We start from the raw sequence: 17,344 nt of genomic DNA, 5'->3' as shown, positions 1-17,344 counted from the left end.
GCTGTTCCCTCTGCCGGGCCCCTGGCCGGTGAAATCGTCAAGGTCGAATCCCCTTGCGGCCCGTGATAAACTTTTCGGCAATTTCAAATTGGCTCACTATACACAGCTTTAACAGGCAGTCACACGTGGCCATCAACGTACGCGAGGCAAACTCCATGATCGTAGTAACTGGCGGTGCTGGCTTTATCGGCAGCAATCTGGTCAAGCAGCTGAACGCTCAAGGACGGACCGATGTGGTGGTCATCGATGACCTGACCGACGGCACCAAGTTCGTCAATCTGGTCGATCTGACCATTGCCGATTACATGGATAAGGATGAGTTCCAGGCGCGGATTGTCTCCGGCGACGAATTTGAAGAGTGGGATGGCGGCATCGAGGTGATCTTCCACGAAGGTGCCTGCTCCGCTACCACCGAGTGGAACGGCAAGTTCATCATGGAGGTCAACTACGAGTACTCCAAGGATCTGTTCCACTACTGCATCGAGCGGGAAATTCCGTTTATCTACGCCTCTTCTGCCGCCACTTATGGCGGGCGCAACGACAACTTCATCGAAGATCCGAAGTTCGAGCAGCCGCTCAACGTCTACGGCTACTCCAAGCAGCTGTTCGACCAGTACGTGCGTCGCTGGATGCCGGAGATCAACTCCCAGGTAGTCGGTCTCAAGTACTTCAACGTCTATGGCCCGCGCGAGCAGCACAAGGGCTCCATGGCCTCGGTTGCCTTCCACCTCAATACCCAGGTGAAGAAGGGCGAGAATCCCAAGCTGTTCGAAGGCTGCGACGGTTTCCCCAACGGCGGCCAGATGCGTGATTTCATCTATGTGGATGACGTCTGCAAGGTGAACCTCTGGTTCTGGCAGAATCCGCAGCACTCCGGCATCTTCAACTGCGGTACCGGCCGGGCCGAACCGTTCCAGAACGTGGCCGAAGCGGTGATCAAGCATCATCAGAAGGGTGCCATCGAGTACATTCCCTTCCCGGATCACCTCAAGGGCCGCTATCAGAGCTTCACCCAGGCGGACATGACCAAGCTGCGCGGCGTCGGTTATGACGCCGAGTTCAAAACCGTGGCCGAAGGGGTCGCGGATTATATGGCGTGGCTCAACCGCTAACGGGTGAGTTTTACACAGCCATGTGCAGACAAGCCGGAAGCGGGCCATACCTGCTTCCGGCTCTGTTGTTTGTCACGGTTTTTTTCAGTCTCTACCGGGTAACCACGCAATGAACATATTGATGGCACTCTCCCAGCTCGAAGTGACGGGCGCTGAGGTCTATGCCACCACGGTCGGTAACGAACTGACCCGGCGTGGCCATCGGGTTTTCTACGTATCGGACACCCTGACCAAGCCCACTCTGGGTGAGGTGTTCAAGCTGCGATTCAACAAGCGCAGCATTCTGCGCCGCTTCTGGCACGTCTTTTACCTCATTTATCTGATCAAGAAGCATCATATCCAGCTGGTGCATGCCCACTCCCGCGCCTCTGGCTGGAGCAGCTATGTGGCCTGCAAGCTGACCGGCACCCCCATGATCACCACGGTGCACGGTCGCCAGCCGGTGCATGCCTCCCGCAAGGCCTTCCATGCCCTTGGGTTCAGGGCGGTTGCCGTTTGCGAGGACATAGCCCACCAGATCATCGACAATCTGGGGGTGGATCCGGCCATTGTGCAGGTGCTACGCAACGGCATCGAAACCGACAAGTTCCAGCCTGTGCCGGCCCCGACCAATGCCAGGCCGGTGATCGCCATCGTAGGCCGGCTGAGCGGCCCCAAGGGTGAGCTCTGCTATCGGTTGCTGGATGAGGTGCTGGATCTGGACGCCTGCCAGGTGAAGGTGGTGAGCGGCAGCCAGCTGCCGGCGCGTTTCCAGCGTTTTCAGGAGCGGGTCGATTTCGTCGGCTATGTGGAGGATGTCCCTGCGCTGATGGCGCAATGCGATCTGGTGATCGGTGCCGGTCGGGTGGCGATGGAGGCCCTGCTCTGCGGCCGTCCCGCCTTTGCCATCGGTGAGGCCAAGGCCATCGGGCTGGTGACCGAGCACAATCTGGATGAGGCGCTGGCCAGCAACTTCGGCGATATCGGCCCCCAGGATCTGGCGATCGATTTTGCCGCACTGAAGGCGCAGGTTGCCCCGGCGCTGGCCAGTGGCACCGTTTCAGACACCATTCGTCAGCGCATTCAGGCCGAATATGGCTTGGTGGGAGTGGTCTCCGGGCTGGAATCCATCTATCAGGATGCGGTGGTCGAGACCCTGCGCCGCGAGATGCCGGTCATCATGTACCACCGCTTCATCGAGCATGACAGCGAGAAGGGGGTACACGGCACCTGGATGCCGATCGCCATGTTCGAGAAGCACCTGCGCCTGCTGAAGTGGCTGGGTTATGAGACCCTGACGTTCCGCGATCTGGCGGACAAGGGCTTCATTCACCGGCTGCAGTATGGCAAGAAATACCTGATGATCACCGCCGACGACGGCTATCAGGACAACCTGACTCGCATGCTGCCGCTGCTGGAAAAATATGGTTACAAAGCCGTGGTATACGTGGTCACGGGGGAAGGGTATAACCGCTGGGATGTGGAGCATGCGAGCAACCCAGACACCCGGGTGGACCTGATGGATGGCGAGCAGCTCAAGGCGCTGGCGGCCTCCGGCCATGTGGAGATCGGCGGACATACCCTGACCCACCCCAGGTTGAGCAAGCTTGCACCCGAGCAGCAAGCTCATGAAATTCAAGAGAACAAACGACAGCTCGAAGCCCTGCTCGGCCACCCTCTGCTGTCATTCGCCTACCCTTATGGGGATATGGATGAGAGCGCAAAGGCGCAGGCGATGGCGGCGGGCTACCGTTTTGCCGTTGCCACCAATAGCGGGCCCAGAGCCATGCACCAGGACCCTTTCCGGATCCGCCGCATTGCCATTTTCCCGCGTACCGATGTTTTTGGCCTATGGCGCAAAATTCGGGGTAACTATGTCTTCAGGAAGTCTTGATTGATGCTCAGCAGAAGCCTTGCTTTGCTCGATAGAACAACCACAGCCCTGTTTGCGCTGACCATCCTGTTCTCCTTTTGCGGCCTGTTTCTGGCCCCTTTCGGCCAGAGCATTCAATCCAATCTGCTGGCCGTGACCGGCATCTTCGGTTTGTTGAATTACTTTGTCGGCAAACAACGGGATGTGGGGCTCAAAGACCGTCGCATTCTCTGGGGGCTGCTGGTCTATGCCGCCATGATCTTCGTCAACCGGTTGATCCACGGTGATCAATACGGGGTCATGCGCGGGCTGTTTTATGTCGTCGTCTTTGCGCTGATGATGCCGCGCAAACCCGTGCTGCTGATGCTGGGGTACCTGGCCATCGTGCTGGGCGGGATGGGATTGGGCATCCTCAGCATCTGGCAATACCAGCACGGCATTGCCAGGGTGGAAGGGTTTACCAACGCGATCCTTTTCTCGCAGGCTGCGCTGACGCTGGCCATCCTCAACTGGTTTGTCTTCCAGCAAAAACAGTTGCCTGGATGGTTGAGGGGGGGAGCCTGCTTGGCTTGATTGCGGCCCTGTTTGCACTTTATCTCTCCCAGAGCCGGGGGGTCTGGCTCGCCTTCGGGATTATTCTTGCCTACGTCATCTGCTACAAGGCCTACTTCAAACCGTGGAAGTACATTGCGGTAGCCATATTGTGTACGGCCACAACGGGCGCCATTTATCAGACCAACCAGCTGGTTCAGGTTCGGGTCGCAGAGGCAGTCTCGGATCTCAACTCGGCAGAAAAAGGTTCGTACGACTCATCATGGGGCTTGCGCGTCATTGCATGGCAGAGTGCCTGGCTGGGATTTTTGGATTCACCTGTGGCAGGGGTGGGCACGGATGGTTTCAATGCATTGAAACAGACCCAGATCGAGAATCATCAGATATCTCCCCTGATATTTCATCCGGCGCTGGTCCATTCACATAATCAATATATGCAGAATCTGGTCGTTCGCGGCAGCATAGGATTTATTGCACTGGTTATCTTTCTTGGCCTGCCGCTCTATCTGGCGGCGAACAATATAAGCAGGATTTCGGCGGGTGTGCTGGTTCCCCTCGCGTTTGCCATTAACTCCCTAAGCGATGTGCCGTTTGAGCATCAAGGGGTGCTCTATCTGTACACGCTCAGCCTGGTTTTCATCTGGTTTGCCCATGAGTTTAAAAAGGATACCTGTACGTCATGATTCCGGTTTTTGTCATCAGTTTGGCTCGCAGCGTTGAGCGACGGGCGATGGTTGTCCAGCAGATGGCGCATCTGGGCATAGATTTCGAGTTTGTAGATGCAACAGACGGGAAGGCGCTGAGCAATGCCGAGCTGGCCAAGGTGGATTTGGAGCTGGCCAAAGAAGTGTGTGGCCATGAACTGAGTTTTGGCGAGATTGGCTGCGCCATGAGCCATATTCGAGTTTATGAGCGCATTGTCGCCGAGGGTATTGAACGCTGTGTGGTGCTTGAAGATGACATCTACCTGCACATGCACAGCAAGGCGATCATCGAGACGATAGTGCACTCCTGCCAGTCCGAGATCGTCTTCCTGCATCATGGCAAAGCCAAACGCTGGCCATTCCTGTCATCCCTGCCCGGTGGCTACCGGCTTGCTAGATACCTGACGCCCAGCAGCTCCTCCAAGCGAGGAGTGCTCTCTACCGCTGGGTATGTGCTGACTCTGGCTGGTGCCAAGAAGCTATTGCAGTGCGCCTATCCGCTGCGAATGCCTTCCGATTATCTGACCGGCCGCTTGCAGCTCAATGGCCTGTCTGCCTCCGGGGTGGAGCCCTGCTGTCTGGATGTGGATCTGTTCACCACCACCATAGATGACAGAGCCTACGGTCACTATCTGAAATAGTACTGGGCGTGCCGACGGTGGCTGTTGGTTGGCAGCCCTGTCAGCCTTGCCGACGCTGCTGGCCATACATGCTGGATAACCCATGAATCTCAAGAAGTTGCTTACCCACTCCGTTGCCAGATGGCTGATCGGCAGAGAATCTGACGCCGCCCCATGCCCCGCCGGGGCGAAAGTGAAGCGGGTGCTGGTGGTCGGTTATGACGCCATCGGCGATTTCATTCTCACCCTGCCCGCCATTGCCCGGCTCAGGGAGATCTACCCCGCCGCGCGCCTCGAGCTGGTGTGCAGCCAGCGCAACCAGCTGCTGGCGGCGTCGGTCGCCGGGATCGATGAGTGTCACGTGATCACCCTGAACGACACCCTGTGGCCGGCGAGCATGTGGTGCAAGCTGCGTGAACTCAGGCAACGGCAGTATGACCTGGTGATCAATCTGTTTGACGAGCCCGACGATATCGCCATGGCCAAGTTGCTGTTGCTGGCCAACGGGCGCTTGCAGTCACTGCCCCTGCGCTTCAAGAGTGAAGGGCAGCAGAAGTTGCTGCCGCTGTTCAACCTGAAGGCCACCATAGTGTCGTCACGCCCAGTCAGGGATCACTTCGTCTATCGCATGCTCAGCGTGGCAGGTGATGCGGCTGGGGTGCCGGCCACAGTACCATCGCCTTGCAATGAGCAGCTCGATACCAGCGTGTATGGCCGCTATCTGCTGGTCAACCTGACGGGTAGCCAGGTCGGCAACTCGATGACGGAGGCGCAGATCAACGGGATTCTGGCGCAGTTGCCTGCCTATGAGGGGATCTCCTACCTGGTCTTCTCCAGGCAGCCAGTGGCCTGTTCGCGACAGGACATGAGAGCGCTGTTTCCCGACACCATTCTCGATGCCGCCAAGATCATCAAGGATGCGCGAGGGGTCATCTCGACCGATACCTCCATCATCCATATCTCCTCTTCCTTCGGGGTGCCCACCCTGGTGTTGATGAACAACGAGCGCTGGCGCGATGCCTTCATCCCGCTGGCGGGCCGCAACATAGTGCTGAGGTCGACCACGGATCAGCTGGCGGCCCTGTCGCCGGCCGAGATCAGTCGTCAGGTCGATGCCCTGATGGCGCTCTAGCCGCGTCAGGCTGTTATCATCCTTTTTCCAACTCAACGGCCCTTCTGGTGGATTCATGTCATTAATCAACGATCTGCAACTCCAGCGTGACATTCTTCGCCGCAAGCTGGGGCAGCTGCTGTTCGATCGCAAGCGGCCGGCTCCGCTGCACGAGCGCAAGGGGAAGATAGTGTTGCTGCGCTGGGATGCCAAACTGGGCGATGCCATCGTCTCGTCCTGGGTGGCCCGCGAGCTCAAGCGCGCCAGCCCGGAGCGGGAGGTGTGGATCGTCACGACCGCGGCCATGGCGCCCCTGTTTCGCGATCATTTCGGCATGGACAAGGTGATAGAGGTGCCCAAGCGGCCGGGCTATGGCCAGCTCAAGCGGCTGGCCCATTCGCTGGGGGAGGTGGAGTGCCTGGTGCACTTTGGCAAGATGCTGAAAATGAAGGACATCTTCTTCATCAGTCAGGTGAGGGCGGATTGGGTTGCCGGCATGGACGATGCCCTGCAGGCAGTCAACCTCAAGCTGGGCAAGGCCTCCAGCGGCATGCACTTCTCCGACAAGTTCGCCCTGCTGTTGCAGCGGCTCGGCGTGACCAATCCGGACCAGCAATACATAGTTCCGACCATGAGCCCGCCCGATGCGCTGGCCAGCTGGTGGCCAGCCGAGCCGGTCCTCTGTTTCAACCCCTACGGCAGTGGCAGCTCCCGCCGCCTGCGGCCCGAGCTTATCCGCCAGATGGTTGAGCAGATGCTGGCGGCCGGCTCTTGCGCCATCTGCCTGCTCTACCCGCCGGGTATGGAGGAGGAGGTGACCGGAATTCGGGCAGGCTTGAGCCGACCGGAGCGCCTGCTGCTGTCACCAGATGCGCCCTCGCTGGCCGGGCTGTTTGCCCAGCTGCGCCAGTGTCAGGGGCTGATCTCGGTGGACACGGCGACGGTGCACATCGCCGCCGGGTTGCACAAGCCCATTCTTGGCCTCTACAACCCGGACATAGGTGGCGGCAACGAGAACTTCCTCGAGTGGCACCCGAACTCCCCGTCAGCCACCGTGCTGTTCTCGACCAATATCCGGGAGCAGGATATCAACTCTCTCGATCTGGCCGAATTCGAGCGTACTTTCAGGGCGTGGCTGCTTGCCAACCAGGCAGCGCTGTCAGCCGCTCCATCACCAGCTCGGGAGTAATGGCGCGCAGCAGGGCTTCATCGATGAAGTCCTTTTCCGCGTTTTGTGGCAGTTGGAAGTCGGGTCCCTTGGCATCGAACACATCGATGGCCTGATAACGGGGGTGGTTGACCGGGTTGGCGATGATCTTGTCGCCACCGGGAGCCACTATGGTCAGCAGGGGCAGGTCGATGGCCTGCGCCATGTGGCGGGGGCCGGTGTCATTGCCGACAAACAGCCGACAGTGGGCGAACAGCCCCACCAGTTCTCGTACCGAGCGGGTCTTGATGTGGTCGAAGACGCTGGCTTGCAGGGCGGCGGGCAGCAGCGGTTTCAGGCCGCGGTTGTACTCCTCTTCCCCCGGTCCGCAGTAGATCAGGATCTGGGCATCGTGCTGTTCGATCAGCCACTGGGCGACCTTGGCAAAGCAGTCGATGGGCCAGCGCTTGTAGTGCCCGAGCGAGTTGACGCCCATGGCGATCAGCGGGCGGTTCAGGTCGACGCCGGCGGCCAGCAGGGCATCCTTTCCTTGTTGCTTCTCTTCTTCACTTAGCCAGAGGTAGTAGTTGCGATCCTCGCTGGCCAGCTTGAGCGGCTTGAGCAGCGAGAAGCGATCGTCAACCAGGGTGCTGTTGCCCTGGAATTCGGTGTCCTTGCGAAAACGCACGATGCGGTTGTGGCCGAGCCGCCAGGGGAAGGAGTCAAACCCGATGCGCAGGCGGGCACCGGAGAAGAGGCAGCTGAGCAGGCCGATCATCTGGCCCTGGCTGTTGACCACCACGTCGTAGCGTTCACGGCGAATGGTCAGCAGCAGATCCTTCATGTAGCGCCACTGGTTGCGCCTGGCCTTCTCGATGATGATGAGCCGATCGATATTGGGATTGCCCTGCGCCATACCCGCGCAATAATCCATGACCAGATAGTGAACCTCTCCGCTTGGGTCATTCTGCTTGAGGTTGTTGCACAGCGCGGTGGAGATCAGCACATCCCCTATCTGTTTGGTTTGAACTACAAGGTATTTCATAAGGCAGGCCTCAACAGAGGTCATGGTTGATCGTCAGCGTGACAGCATACCGCACAAGTGAGTCAGATGCTGTCGGTGCAACGTGAAAATCCGATCTGGCGCAGGCCGCCAACCGGGTGCGTCGCCAAATGAAAGAAGCCCGTCGTTGACGGGCTTCTTGTATCGATTACTCGATGTTCTGAATTTGCTCGCGCATCTGCTCGATGAGCACCTTCAGCTCGACGGCGGACTGGGTCACCTCGGCGTTGATCGACTTGGAGCCGAGAGTGTTCGACTCGCGGTTGAACTCCTGCATCATGAAGTCGAGACGACGGCCGCAGGCGCCACCTTTCTTCATGATCTTGTTGGTCTCGCTGATGTGCATCTCCAGACGATCCAGCTCTTCGGCTACGTCGATCTTCTGGGCCAGCAGCACGATCTCCTGCTCGATGCGGGCCGGGTCCAGCTCCACCTTGGCTTCGGCCAGACGGTCGGTGAGCTTCTGGCGCTGCCACTCGATGATCTGCGGCAGGTGCACGCGCACCTTCTTCACTTCTACCTGAATGCCGGCCAGACGCTGTTCGATCAGGGCCTTGAGGTTGGCCCCTTCGCTGGCGCGGGAGGCAAGGAAATCTTCCATGGTCAGGTCAAACCCGCCGAGCAGCTCGGTGGCGACCGCATCCATGTCCTGCTCGGCGGCAGCCATTACGCCCGGCCAGCGCAGCACGTCGACCGGGTTGAGCTGACCCTGGCCCGCCTCTTTCATCACCCAGTTGGCACTGTCGATGATGAGCTTGGCCAGCTCTTCATTGATGTGCAGCTGGCTGGCAGCGGCTTGGGCGGCTTCAAAGCGCAGGTTGCACTCCACCTTGCCGCGCTGCAGCTTGGCGCGGAAGCGCTCACGCAGAACCGGCTCCAGGCTGCGCAGTTGTTCCGGCAGGCGAATGTAGGTCTCCAGATAGCGCTGGTTGACCGAACGAATTTCCCAAACGGCTGTGCCCCAGTCGCCCTTGAGTTCCTTGCGGGCGTAGGCGGTCATGCTGTGAATCATTGATTGTTCCGGGCTTGATGAAGTGTGGGGCCAGTATACTCAGCCAGGCCTGCTCCGTCAGCCGACAGCGTGGTTTTAGCGGCTGATATTTGGGCTGGGATGGCTTAGGGTCTGCTGGTGCTTTGTCACGACCGCGACGGGGTCAGTTTTTGTGCGGGACTAGGCGCGAGGCGTGAAGTGTGGTCGTTCACATGAGCCGCCGAGTAACGACGTTACGCGCAAAAAACTGGCCCGTCCCTACGGGTTGCGCTGCAAATGACGTCATGCGTTGTTGCAGGGCTTGTCAAGGGAGTGGTGGCCATTGCCTGCGCCCCGCGCCTAGCTTGACGTCATTTGTCGCAGCAACGCGGCTTGCGCCAAAGCGCCAGCAGACCCTATACTCCTGCGCCAATTCAGCCAGCCCAGAGGTCCGTCCCATGTCACGTCCCAGCGATCGCACTGCCGCGCAGCTTCGTCCGGTCACCATTACCCGCCACTTCACCAAGCATGCTGAAGGGTCCGTGCTGGTGGAATTCGGCAACACCCGCGTGCTCTGCACCGCCAGCGTCGACACCAGCGTGCCGCGCTTCCTGAAAGGGAAGAATCAGGGCTGGGTGACCGCCGAGTACGGCATGCTGCCGCGCTCCACCCACTCCCGGATGAACCGCGAAGCGGCCTCCGGCAAGCAGAGTGGCCGCACCCTGGAGATCTCCCGGCTGATCGCCCGCTCCCTGCGCGCTGCGGTAGACCTGACCGCGCTGGGCGAGCACTCCATCACCGTTGACTGCGACGTGCTGCAGGCCGACGGTGGCACCCGCACCGCCGCCATCACAGGTGCCTGCGTGGCGCTGGTGGATGCGCTGAACTGGATGGTCGAGAAGGGCATGCTCAAGCAGAGCCCGCTCAAGCAGATGATCGCTGCCGTCTCCGTCGGTATGTATGAAGGGGAAGCCATCTGCGATCTGGAGTACATCGAAGACTCCGCCGCCGAGACTGACATGAACGTGGTGATGACCGAAGATGGTCGCATCATCGAGGTGCAGGGCACCGCGGAGGCCGAACCCTTCACCCACGAAGAGCTGCTGGAGATGCTGGCGCTCGCCAAGGGCGGCATCGCCGACATCATTGCGCTGCAGAAGCAGTCGCTCTCCTGATTTTAAAAACGCGGCATTGACCGCGTTTTTTTATACCCCCACGCAAGTAAACGACAAGCCAAGCAAGGAGCCAGAATGAAAGCCTACCAGCGTCAATTTATCGAGTTCGCCCTGGAGAAGCAGGTCCTCAAATTCGGTGAATTTACCCTGAAATCCGGTCGTAAAAGCCCCTACTTCTTCAACGCCGGTCTGTTCAACAGCGGCCGCGATCTGGCCCGTCTCGGCCGCTTCTATGCCGCCGCCCTGATGGATGCCGGCATCGAGTTTGATGTGCTGTTTGGCCCGGCCTACAAGGGGATCCCCATCGCTTCCGCCACCGCGGTGCAACTGGTGGAGCAGCACGACGTGGATGTGCCCTGGTGTTTCAACCGCAAGGAGGCCAAGGATCACGGCGAGGGCGGCAATCTGGTGGGCAGTCCTCTCAAGGGGCGCATCATGCTGGTGGATGACGTCATCACCGCCGGTACCGCCATCCGCGAATCCATGGATCTGATCCAGGCCAACGGCGCCTCGCTGGCCGGCGTGCTGATCGCGCTGGACCGTCAGGAGAAGGGCAAGGGCGAGCTCTCCGCCATTCAGGAAGTGGAGCGTGACTACGGCGCCCACATCATCGCCATCATTCAGATGAGCGACCTGATCGCTTATCTGGAAGAGAAGCAGGCCGAGCAGCCGGAGCTGGCGGCGCAACTGGCCGCCATGAAGGCTTACCGCGCCCAGTACGGTATCTGAGTCGCCGCTCACACCGCGCAATAGTTGAAGGCGGCGCCCGTTGGCTCTTTGGCAGCAAACGGGCGCCGTTTTTTTCATCTGCAAAAAGTGGATCATGTGGCTTGAGCTTACCCTTACAGTAAAGGTTAGGGTTTGTTGGTCGGCGCTCATTCTGGCCGACTGGTTCCGGGGAGGAACAACATGACCACTCATCTTCAATCACCGATTCATCTGCAGTTGCCGCTCAGCGGCATGAGCTGCGCCAACTGCGCCGGCCGCATCACGACCGCCCTCAACAAGCTGGAAGGGGTCGAGGCGACCGTCAACTTCGCACTGGAGCAAGCCGCCATCGACCTTGCCAGCCCAGACCGTTTGCCGGCGGTGCTGGAGAGCATCAAGGCGCAGGGTTACGACTACGGCAGCGAGACCATCCTGTTTCAAATCACCGGCATGACCTGTGCCGGTTGCTCGGCCCGCCTGAACAAGATGCTGGCGGCGCTGCCCGGCGTCATCTCCGCCGACGTCAACTTTTCCATCGAGCAGGCCCGTATCGTGCTGGTACCCGGGATGCAGACGCCCGCAGGCCTGCGCGAGCAGATCGAGGCGCTCGGCTTTGGCGCCCAGCTGGCGCAGGGCTCGGCCAGCGGCCGCCGCCAGCAGTTGCTGGAGCGGGAAGCGCAGGAGGCCGCCAGCGCCCGTCAGGCGCAAACCCGGGTCATCATCTCGGCCCTGCTGACCCTGCCGCTGCTGGCGGGCATGCTGGCCATGGCCGGTCTGCTGCCCTGGCATCTGCCTGCCTGGCTAGAGCTGGTGCTCGCCACCCCGGTGCAGTTCTGGATCGGGGCCCGCTTCTATCGCGGTGCCTGGCTCGCCATCAAGAACCGCTCCGCCAACATGGATGTGCTGGTGGCGACCGGTACCAGTGCGGCCTACTTCTACAGCCTCTATCTGCTGCTCAACCTGGGGATGGCCGCCAGCGGCCAGCTCTATTTCGAGGCGAGCGCCATCATCATCACCCTGATCTCCCTCGGCAAGTTGCTGGAAGCCAGGGCCAGACGCAGCACCCAGTCCGCCATTCGCGAACTGATGGCGCTGCGGCCGGAAACCGCCACCGTCTGGCGTGGCGAGAGCTGGCAGAGCGTCGCCATCGACGAGGTGCTGCGCGGTGATCGGCTGCGGGTGCTGGTGGGTGAGCGGGTGCCGGTGGATGGCAGAATCGTGAGCGGCGCCAGCGAGCTGGACGAGTCGATCCTTACCGGCGAGAGCCTGCCGGTGCCCCGTGGTGAGGGCGACAAGGTGCTGGGCGGAGCCATCAACCGCTCCGGCGTGCTGGAGATCGAAGCCACTACGGTGGGGGAGGATTCCAGCCTCAGCAAGATCATCGCACTGGTAGAGAATGCCCAGATGGGCAAGGCGCCACTGCAACAGCTGGTGGACAAGGTCTCCGCCGTGTTCGTGCCGGTGGTGATGGCCATCGCCCTGTTCACCCTGCTGGTGTGGTACGCCATCAGCAACGACTTCGGTCAGGCGCTGCTGGCGGCAGTGGCCGTGCTGGTGATCGCCTGTCCCTGTGCGCTGGGGCTGGCGACCCCGGCGGCCATCGTCACCGGTACCGGGGTGGCGGCGCGCCACGGCATTCTGATCAAGGATGTCGATACCCTGCAGAAGGCCCATGCCATCAAGGCGCTGATCTTCGACAAGACCGGCACCCTGACCCAGGGCCGGCCGGTACTGGCCAGCTGGAGCGGCAACGACGAGCAACTGCGCCTCGCCGCCGCCCTGCAGCAGGCGAGCGAACACCCGCTGGCGCTGGCCATGCGCGAGGCGGTCGGCAAGGAGGCTGCGTTGCCCCAGCCGGAGGCGGTGGAGGTGCGGGTCGGGGCCGGTATTGTCGGTCAGGTCGCCGGCCACATGGTCGCCATCGGCAATGGATCTTTGCTGGCCCAGCTCGGTATTGAACCGCCACAACAGGATGAACAAGCTACCGACGGCGCGACCCGGGTCTGGGTGGCCATCGACGGGGTGGTGGCCGGCATAGCCGCACTGGCGGATACCCTGCGCCCCGAGAGCCTGGATGCCATCGCCACCCTGCGCCAGCGCGGCATCGCCAGCTGGCTGGTGAGCGGTGATGCGCCGGCGCCGGTGGCCCATATTGCCGCCAAGCTGGGGCTGGACGGGGCCTTCGACTCCGTGCTGCCGGCCGGCAAGGTGGAGAAAGTGGCGGCGCTGCGGGCACAAACCAGCGGGTTGGTGGCCATGGTGGGGGATGGGGTGAACGACGCCCCGGCGCTGGCGGCGGCGGATGTGGGGATCGCCATGGGCTCCGGCTCCGATGTGGCGATGGAGACCGCCTCCATCACCCTGATGCGATCTGACCCGCGGCTGGTGGCCGATGCCATCGACATCTCGGCGGCGACCTGGCGCACCATCCAGCAGAACCTGTTCTGGGCCTTTGTGTTCAACATCATCGGCATTCCGCTGGCGGCGCTGGGTTACCTCAGCCCAGAGCTGGCAGGGGCGGCCATGGCCCTGAGCAGCATCACAGTATTGAGCAATTCCCTGCTATTGAAACGCTGGCAGCCGCGGGCTCTCGCCCATGTCAGCACAGAATCGAACCGTTAAGGAGTCATCCATGAACATCAGCAAGGTAGCCAAGGCGACGGGACTGACCGCCAAGACCATTCGCTACTACGAGAGCATCGGCCTCATCTCGGCGCCAGTTCGCAGCGACAACGGCTACCGCAGTTACACCGAGGGGGCGCTGCGCGAGCTGCGCTTCGTCAAGCGGGCGCGGGAGACCGGCTTCAATCTGGAGGAGTGCCAGGAGCTGCTGGCGCTCTATCGGGACGAGCACAGAACCAGCGCCCAGGTGAAGAAGCTGGCGCAGGAGAAGATCGTCGATCTGCGCGCCCGCATCGCCGGTTTGCAGGCCATGCTCAGCTCCCTCGAGGGGCTGGTCGGCTGTTGCCACGGGGATGAAAACCCCGAGTGCCCGATCCTCGACGAGCTGGAACGCGGCTGAGCCGTCTCTGCCGGCAGTTAGGGGCCTGGCATCATCGACTGACTAACCGCTTAATAACGGACGTTTTATTGTTGGCTCCGAAGGGGTAGTGGTAGACTGTGCGGCTCTTGTACAGGGAGTACGCAGTTGACCCAGAGTGTGACACGTCAGGTGAAGCAGGCCATCATGGCCCAGCTCTATACCCACGCCTCATTCAGCCTGCCTTGTCTGGGTCTGCTGGCGCTTGGCTGGAGCCTGCTGTTCCACGACTACCTGCCCGCCGCCGAGGCGCTCGGCTGGCTGGCCGGGGTGTTGCTGCTGCTGATCTGCCGAGGCTGGCACCTGCGCTGGCGCCAGCCCAGGCTGGCGCAGATCCCGCTGCCGGTGCTGGAGCGTGAGCTCTTCATCGGGGTGACCATCACCTCCATCATTTGGGCGTTGGGTGTGCTGCTCTACATGGACAAGCTGCCCGACACCTATCGTGCCGCCATGATGATGCTCTCCAGCCTGATCCTCACCGGCAGTGCCATCATGCTGTTCGGCAGCCGCCGCTCGCTTTACGGCGCCGTGTTGCCGCTCGGGCTGGCCATGCTGTTCGAGCTGGGGGCGGGCAATGAGCAGGAGCGGATCGTCTCCTGCATGCTGGCCGGCTATCTGTTCGTCTTCCTGCCGACCCTGCTGCGCCGCTTGCGGCGGGATCAGGTGGCCTCGCTTTACCACCGTTTCTCCAACGCCGATCTGGTGGCCGAGCTGAAGGCAGTCTCCGAGCACCTCAAGCTGACCTCCCGGCTGGACGGGCTGACCGGCATCGCCAACCGGGCTCACCTCGACTACTGCCTCGAGCGCGCCTGGCGTCGCTGTCACCGGGCCCGGGCGCCGCTGTCGCTGGTGCTGGTGGATGTGGACTACTTCAAGCAATTCAACGACCTCTATGGCCATCAGCTGGGGGACGAGTGTCTGCAGCAGGTGGCGGGTCTGCTGGCCGAGGTGCAGCGGCGCGAGGACGATCTCGCCGCCCGCTACGGCGGTGAGGAGTTCGCCCTGCTGTTGCCCTGTACCAGCATGCAGGGGGCGTTGCAGATCGCCGAGAACGTGCGGGTGGCGCTGAAGGATTTGAGCATTCCCCATCAGAAATCCCTGGTTTCCGGGCGGGTCAGTTGCAGCTTCGGGGTGGCGACCCTGGTACCGGATCAGAGCCTCTCCATCAGCGAGCTGATTCAAAAAGCGGATGCGGCCCTCTACCAGGCCAAGCATAATGGGCGGGATCGTATCGAAGTAGCCTTGATGGGTAAGGTTGCCTGAGTTTCACAAGACAGATTAAAGAGGTCGTCTATGCAATGTCATCGTATCGAAGAGCTGCTGGAGTTGTTGCAGCCTGCCTGGATCAAGGAACAGGATCTCAGCCTGGTGCAGTTTGTTGCCAAACTGGCCGAGGAAGCGGGATTTGAAGGTCCTCTGTCCGAGCTGACCGACGACATGCTGATCTATCACCTCAAGATGCGGGAATCCGACAAGCAGGCGATGATCCCCGGCCTGGCCAAGGATCACGTGCCCGACTTCAAGGAAGCTCTGCTCAAGGCCCGCGGCATCAAGTAAAGATTGCTCCAGCTGGAGCCTTTATTGGTGTTCAAAAGAATCTCTCAAAAAGACGTTTCGTCAACTGGCGATACGTCTTTTTTGTTGCTTGAAATTGCGACACCACTCGAACATTAGATACATTTTACCCACACAATTAGCAGGCTGTTTAAGATATAATCCGCTCCATAACAATTAATGAGTGGAGCGAAGTGTTGCAATGGCCGACCAGGACAAGATCGATATCAAGGATGTCACCGGCGATGTAACGGGGACATACAACCCCAATACCTTCAAAGCGAGCGATGACAGGTTCAATCCCGGCAACCGCATCTACGTGAGGGCCCAGACCGGCTACTGGCAGCGGGTGCGCAAGGCCATGGGCTGGTTCTTCGTGGTGCTCTTCGTCGCCATTCCCTGGTTGCGCTATGACGGTCGCCAGGCCGTGCTGTTCGACATCGGTCACCAGCAGTTCCACATCTTCGGTGCCACCATCTGGCCGCAGGATCTGACCCTGCTGGCCTGGATCTTCATGATCGCCGCCTTTGGGCTCTTCTTCGTGACCACCTTCCTCGGCCGGGTCTGGTGTGGCTATCTCTGCCCGCAGACGGTGTGGACCTTCATGTTCATCTGGTTCGAAGAGAAGCTGGAAGGGGCGGCCAACAAGCGCCGCAAGCTGGATGCCTCGCCCTGGAACGCCGAGAAGCTGGCCCGTAAGGGGGCCAAGCATCTGGCCTGGATCCTGCTGTCGCTGGGTACCGGCCTCACCTTCGTCGCCTACTTCCAGGATGTATTCCAGCTGGTACCGGACTTCTTCACCCTGCAGGCCAGCGGCTGGGTCATTTTCTGGGTGGTGCTGTTCGCCGCCTGTACCTACGGCAACGCCGGCTGGATGCGCGCCATCATGTGCATTCACATGTGCCCGTATGCTCGCTTCCAGTCCGCCATGTTCGACAAGGACACCTTCATCGTCGGCTATGACGCCAAGCGCGGTGAAACCCGTGGCGCCCGTGCCCGCAAGGCCGATCCCAAGGCGCTGGGGCTGGGGGACTGCATCGACTGCGACCTCTGCGTGCAGGTCTGCCCGACCGGCATCGACATCCGCGACGGTCTGCAGTACGAGTGCATCAACTGCGGTGCCTGCGTCGATGCCTGCGATCAGACCATGGAGCGGATGGGCTATCCGAAGGGGCTCATCAGCTACACCACCGAGCACAAGCTGGCCAACGACTCCACCCACGTGGCGCGGCCCAAACTGATTGGCTATGGCCTGGTGATGGCGGTGATGCTGGGGGTGTTCGTCTACAACGCCATGTCCATCATGCCGATGGGGCTCGATATCCTGCGGGATCGCAACCAGCTGTTCCGCGAGAACAGCGAGGGGCTCATCGAGAACACCTACACCCTCAAGATCCTCAACAAGACCCTGCATCCCCAGACCTATCAGCTGGATGTGGAGGGGTTGCCGGAGCACGAATGGTTCGGCCCGCGCGAGGTGACTCTGAAGGCGGGCGAGATCTTCACCCTGCCGGTGAGCGTGGCGGTCGACCCCTTCAATCTGAAGAAGCCGACCCTGGACATCCGCTTCGTGCTCAAACGCGAAGGGGCGGCCGCAGACGACAGCAAGGGGATCCTGCGCCAGCCCAGCAAGTTCATCAGCCGGCTGTGACCGTCGCCACCATGGCCGGTTTTAGCCGGTCATCGGGCGCGGCAATGATAAGCAGTAGTGATAGAATGGGGCGCAACGGCGCCCC

14 protein-coding genes and 1 pseudogene are annotated in these 17,344 nt (G+C 60.9%); 13 read left to right on the top strand and 2 right to left on the bottom strand.

Features of this window, described 5'->3' with window-relative positions; all coding sequences use genetic code 11:
- The first annotated feature begins 155 nt into the window (after positions 1-155).
- The 6 genes and pseudogenes from rfaD (at position 156) to E5E96_RS06840 (ending at position 7,140) form a co-directional block, all read left to right on the top strand.
- Positions 156-1,112 carry an ADP-glyceromanno-heptose 6-epimerase gene (rfaD, locus tag E5E96_RS06865; RefSeq protein WP_024945510.1) on the top strand — a complete coding sequence of 319 codons (957 nt, stop codon included), beginning with the start codon at positions 156-158 and terminating at the stop codon, positions 1,110-1,112.
- A 109-nt stretch (positions 1,113-1,221) separates the two neighbouring features.
- Positions 1,222-2,985, top strand: coding sequence for a polysaccharide deacetylase family protein (locus E5E96_RS06860; RefSeq protein WP_171281806.1), 1,764 nt, complete (start codon positions 1,222-1,224; stop codon positions 2,983-2,985).
- Positions 2,986-4,199, top strand: a pseudogene (locus tag E5E96_RS06855) (O-antigen ligase family protein).
- The gene (locus E5E96_RS06850) at positions 4,196-4,861 is read left to right on the top strand and encodes a glycosyltransferase family 25 protein (RefSeq protein WP_118880109.1); all 666 of its coding nucleotides are present in this window, start codon (positions 4,196-4,198) and stop codon (positions 4,859-4,861) included. The pseudogene E5E96_RS06855 and the gene E5E96_RS06850 overlap by 4 nt, the downstream one beginning before the upstream one ends.
- Positions 4,862-4,943: 82 nt before the next feature.
- Positions 4,944-5,972 carry a glycosyltransferase family 9 protein gene (locus E5E96_RS06845; protein WP_171281805.1) on the top strand — a complete coding sequence of 343 codons (1,029 nt, stop codon included), beginning with the start codon at positions 4,944-4,946 and terminating at the stop codon, positions 5,970-5,972.
- A gap of 55 nt (positions 5,973-6,027) precedes the next feature.
- Positions 6,028-7,140 carry a glycosyltransferase family 9 protein gene (locus E5E96_RS06840; protein ID WP_171281804.1) on the top strand — a complete coding sequence of 371 codons (1,113 nt, stop codon included), beginning with the start codon at positions 6,028-6,030 and terminating at the stop codon, positions 7,138-7,140.
- On the opposite strand, the gene E5E96_RS06835 is transcribed toward E5E96_RS06840, so the two are convergent.
- Both E5E96_RS06835 and E5E96_RS06830 read right to left on the bottom strand, forming a co-directional pair.
- Complete coding sequence (locus tag E5E96_RS06835) at positions 7,076-8,143, bottom strand: glycosyltransferase family 9 protein (protein ID WP_171281803.1); 1,068 nt, start codon at positions 8,141-8,143, stop codon at positions 7,076-7,078. The genes E5E96_RS06840 and E5E96_RS06835 overlap by 65 nt on opposite strands.
- Before the next feature lie 166 nt (positions 8,144-8,309).
- Complete coding sequence (locus E5E96_RS06830; RefSeq protein WP_011707879.1) at positions 8,310-9,173, bottom strand: YicC/YloC family endoribonuclease; 864 nt, start codon at positions 9,171-9,173, stop codon at positions 8,310-8,312.
- Positions 9,174-9,589: 416 nt separating this feature from the next.
- Between E5E96_RS06830 and rph the strand changes: the two genes are divergently transcribed.
- The 7 genes from rph to ccoG all read left to right on the top strand — a co-directional run bounded on the left by rph (position 9,590) and on the right by ccoG (position 17,259).
- Positions 9,590-10,306 (top strand): ribonuclease PH, encoded by a 717-nt coding sequence (gene rph / locus E5E96_RS06825; protein WP_024945517.1) that lies wholly within the window; start codon positions 9,590-9,592, stop codon positions 10,304-10,306.
- A gap of 75 nt (positions 10,307-10,381) precedes the next feature.
- A complete protein-coding gene (pyrE, locus tag E5E96_RS06820; RefSeq protein ID WP_005356114.1) occupies positions 10,382-11,035 on the top strand; it encodes an orotate phosphoribosyltransferase in 654 nt (217 codons plus the stop codon).
- A gap of 180 nt (positions 11,036-11,215) precedes the next feature.
- Positions 11,216-13,636 (top strand): heavy metal translocating P-type ATPase, encoded by a 2,421-nt coding sequence (locus E5E96_RS06815; RefSeq protein ID WP_171281802.1) that lies wholly within the window; start codon positions 11,216-11,218, stop codon positions 13,634-13,636.
- A 10-nt stretch (positions 13,637-13,646) separates the two neighbouring features.
- Positions 13,647-14,036 (top strand): Cu(I)-responsive transcriptional regulator, encoded by a 390-nt coding sequence (cueR, locus tag E5E96_RS06810; protein WP_010635698.1) that lies wholly within the window; start codon positions 13,647-13,649, stop codon positions 14,034-14,036.
- 126 nt (positions 14,037-14,162) lie between these two features.
- Complete coding sequence (locus tag E5E96_RS06805; protein WP_017409683.1) at positions 14,163-15,317, top strand: GGDEF domain-containing protein; 1,155 nt, start codon at positions 14,163-14,165, stop codon at positions 15,315-15,317.
- Positions 15,318-15,347: 30 nt separating this feature from the next.
- The gene (locus tag E5E96_RS06800) at positions 15,348-15,611 is read left to right on the top strand and encodes a YihD family protein (protein ID WP_005306857.1); all 264 of its coding nucleotides are present in this window, start codon (positions 15,348-15,350) and stop codon (positions 15,609-15,611) included.
- A gap of 199 nt (positions 15,612-15,810) precedes the next feature.
- Positions 15,811-17,259, top strand: coding sequence for a cytochrome c oxidase accessory protein CcoG (gene ccoG, locus E5E96_RS06795; RefSeq protein WP_016352365.1), 1,449 nt, complete (start codon positions 15,811-15,813; stop codon positions 17,257-17,259).
- Positions 17,260-17,344: the final 85 nt, after the last annotated feature.

The organism is Aeromonas sp. 1805, from assembly GCF_013085525.1.
GTDB classification, from domain to species: domain Bacteria; phylum Pseudomonadota; class Gammaproteobacteria; order Enterobacterales; family Aeromonadaceae; genus Aeromonas; species Aeromonas hydrophila.
This window is presented reverse-complemented; position numbering and strand designations above follow the sequence as displayed.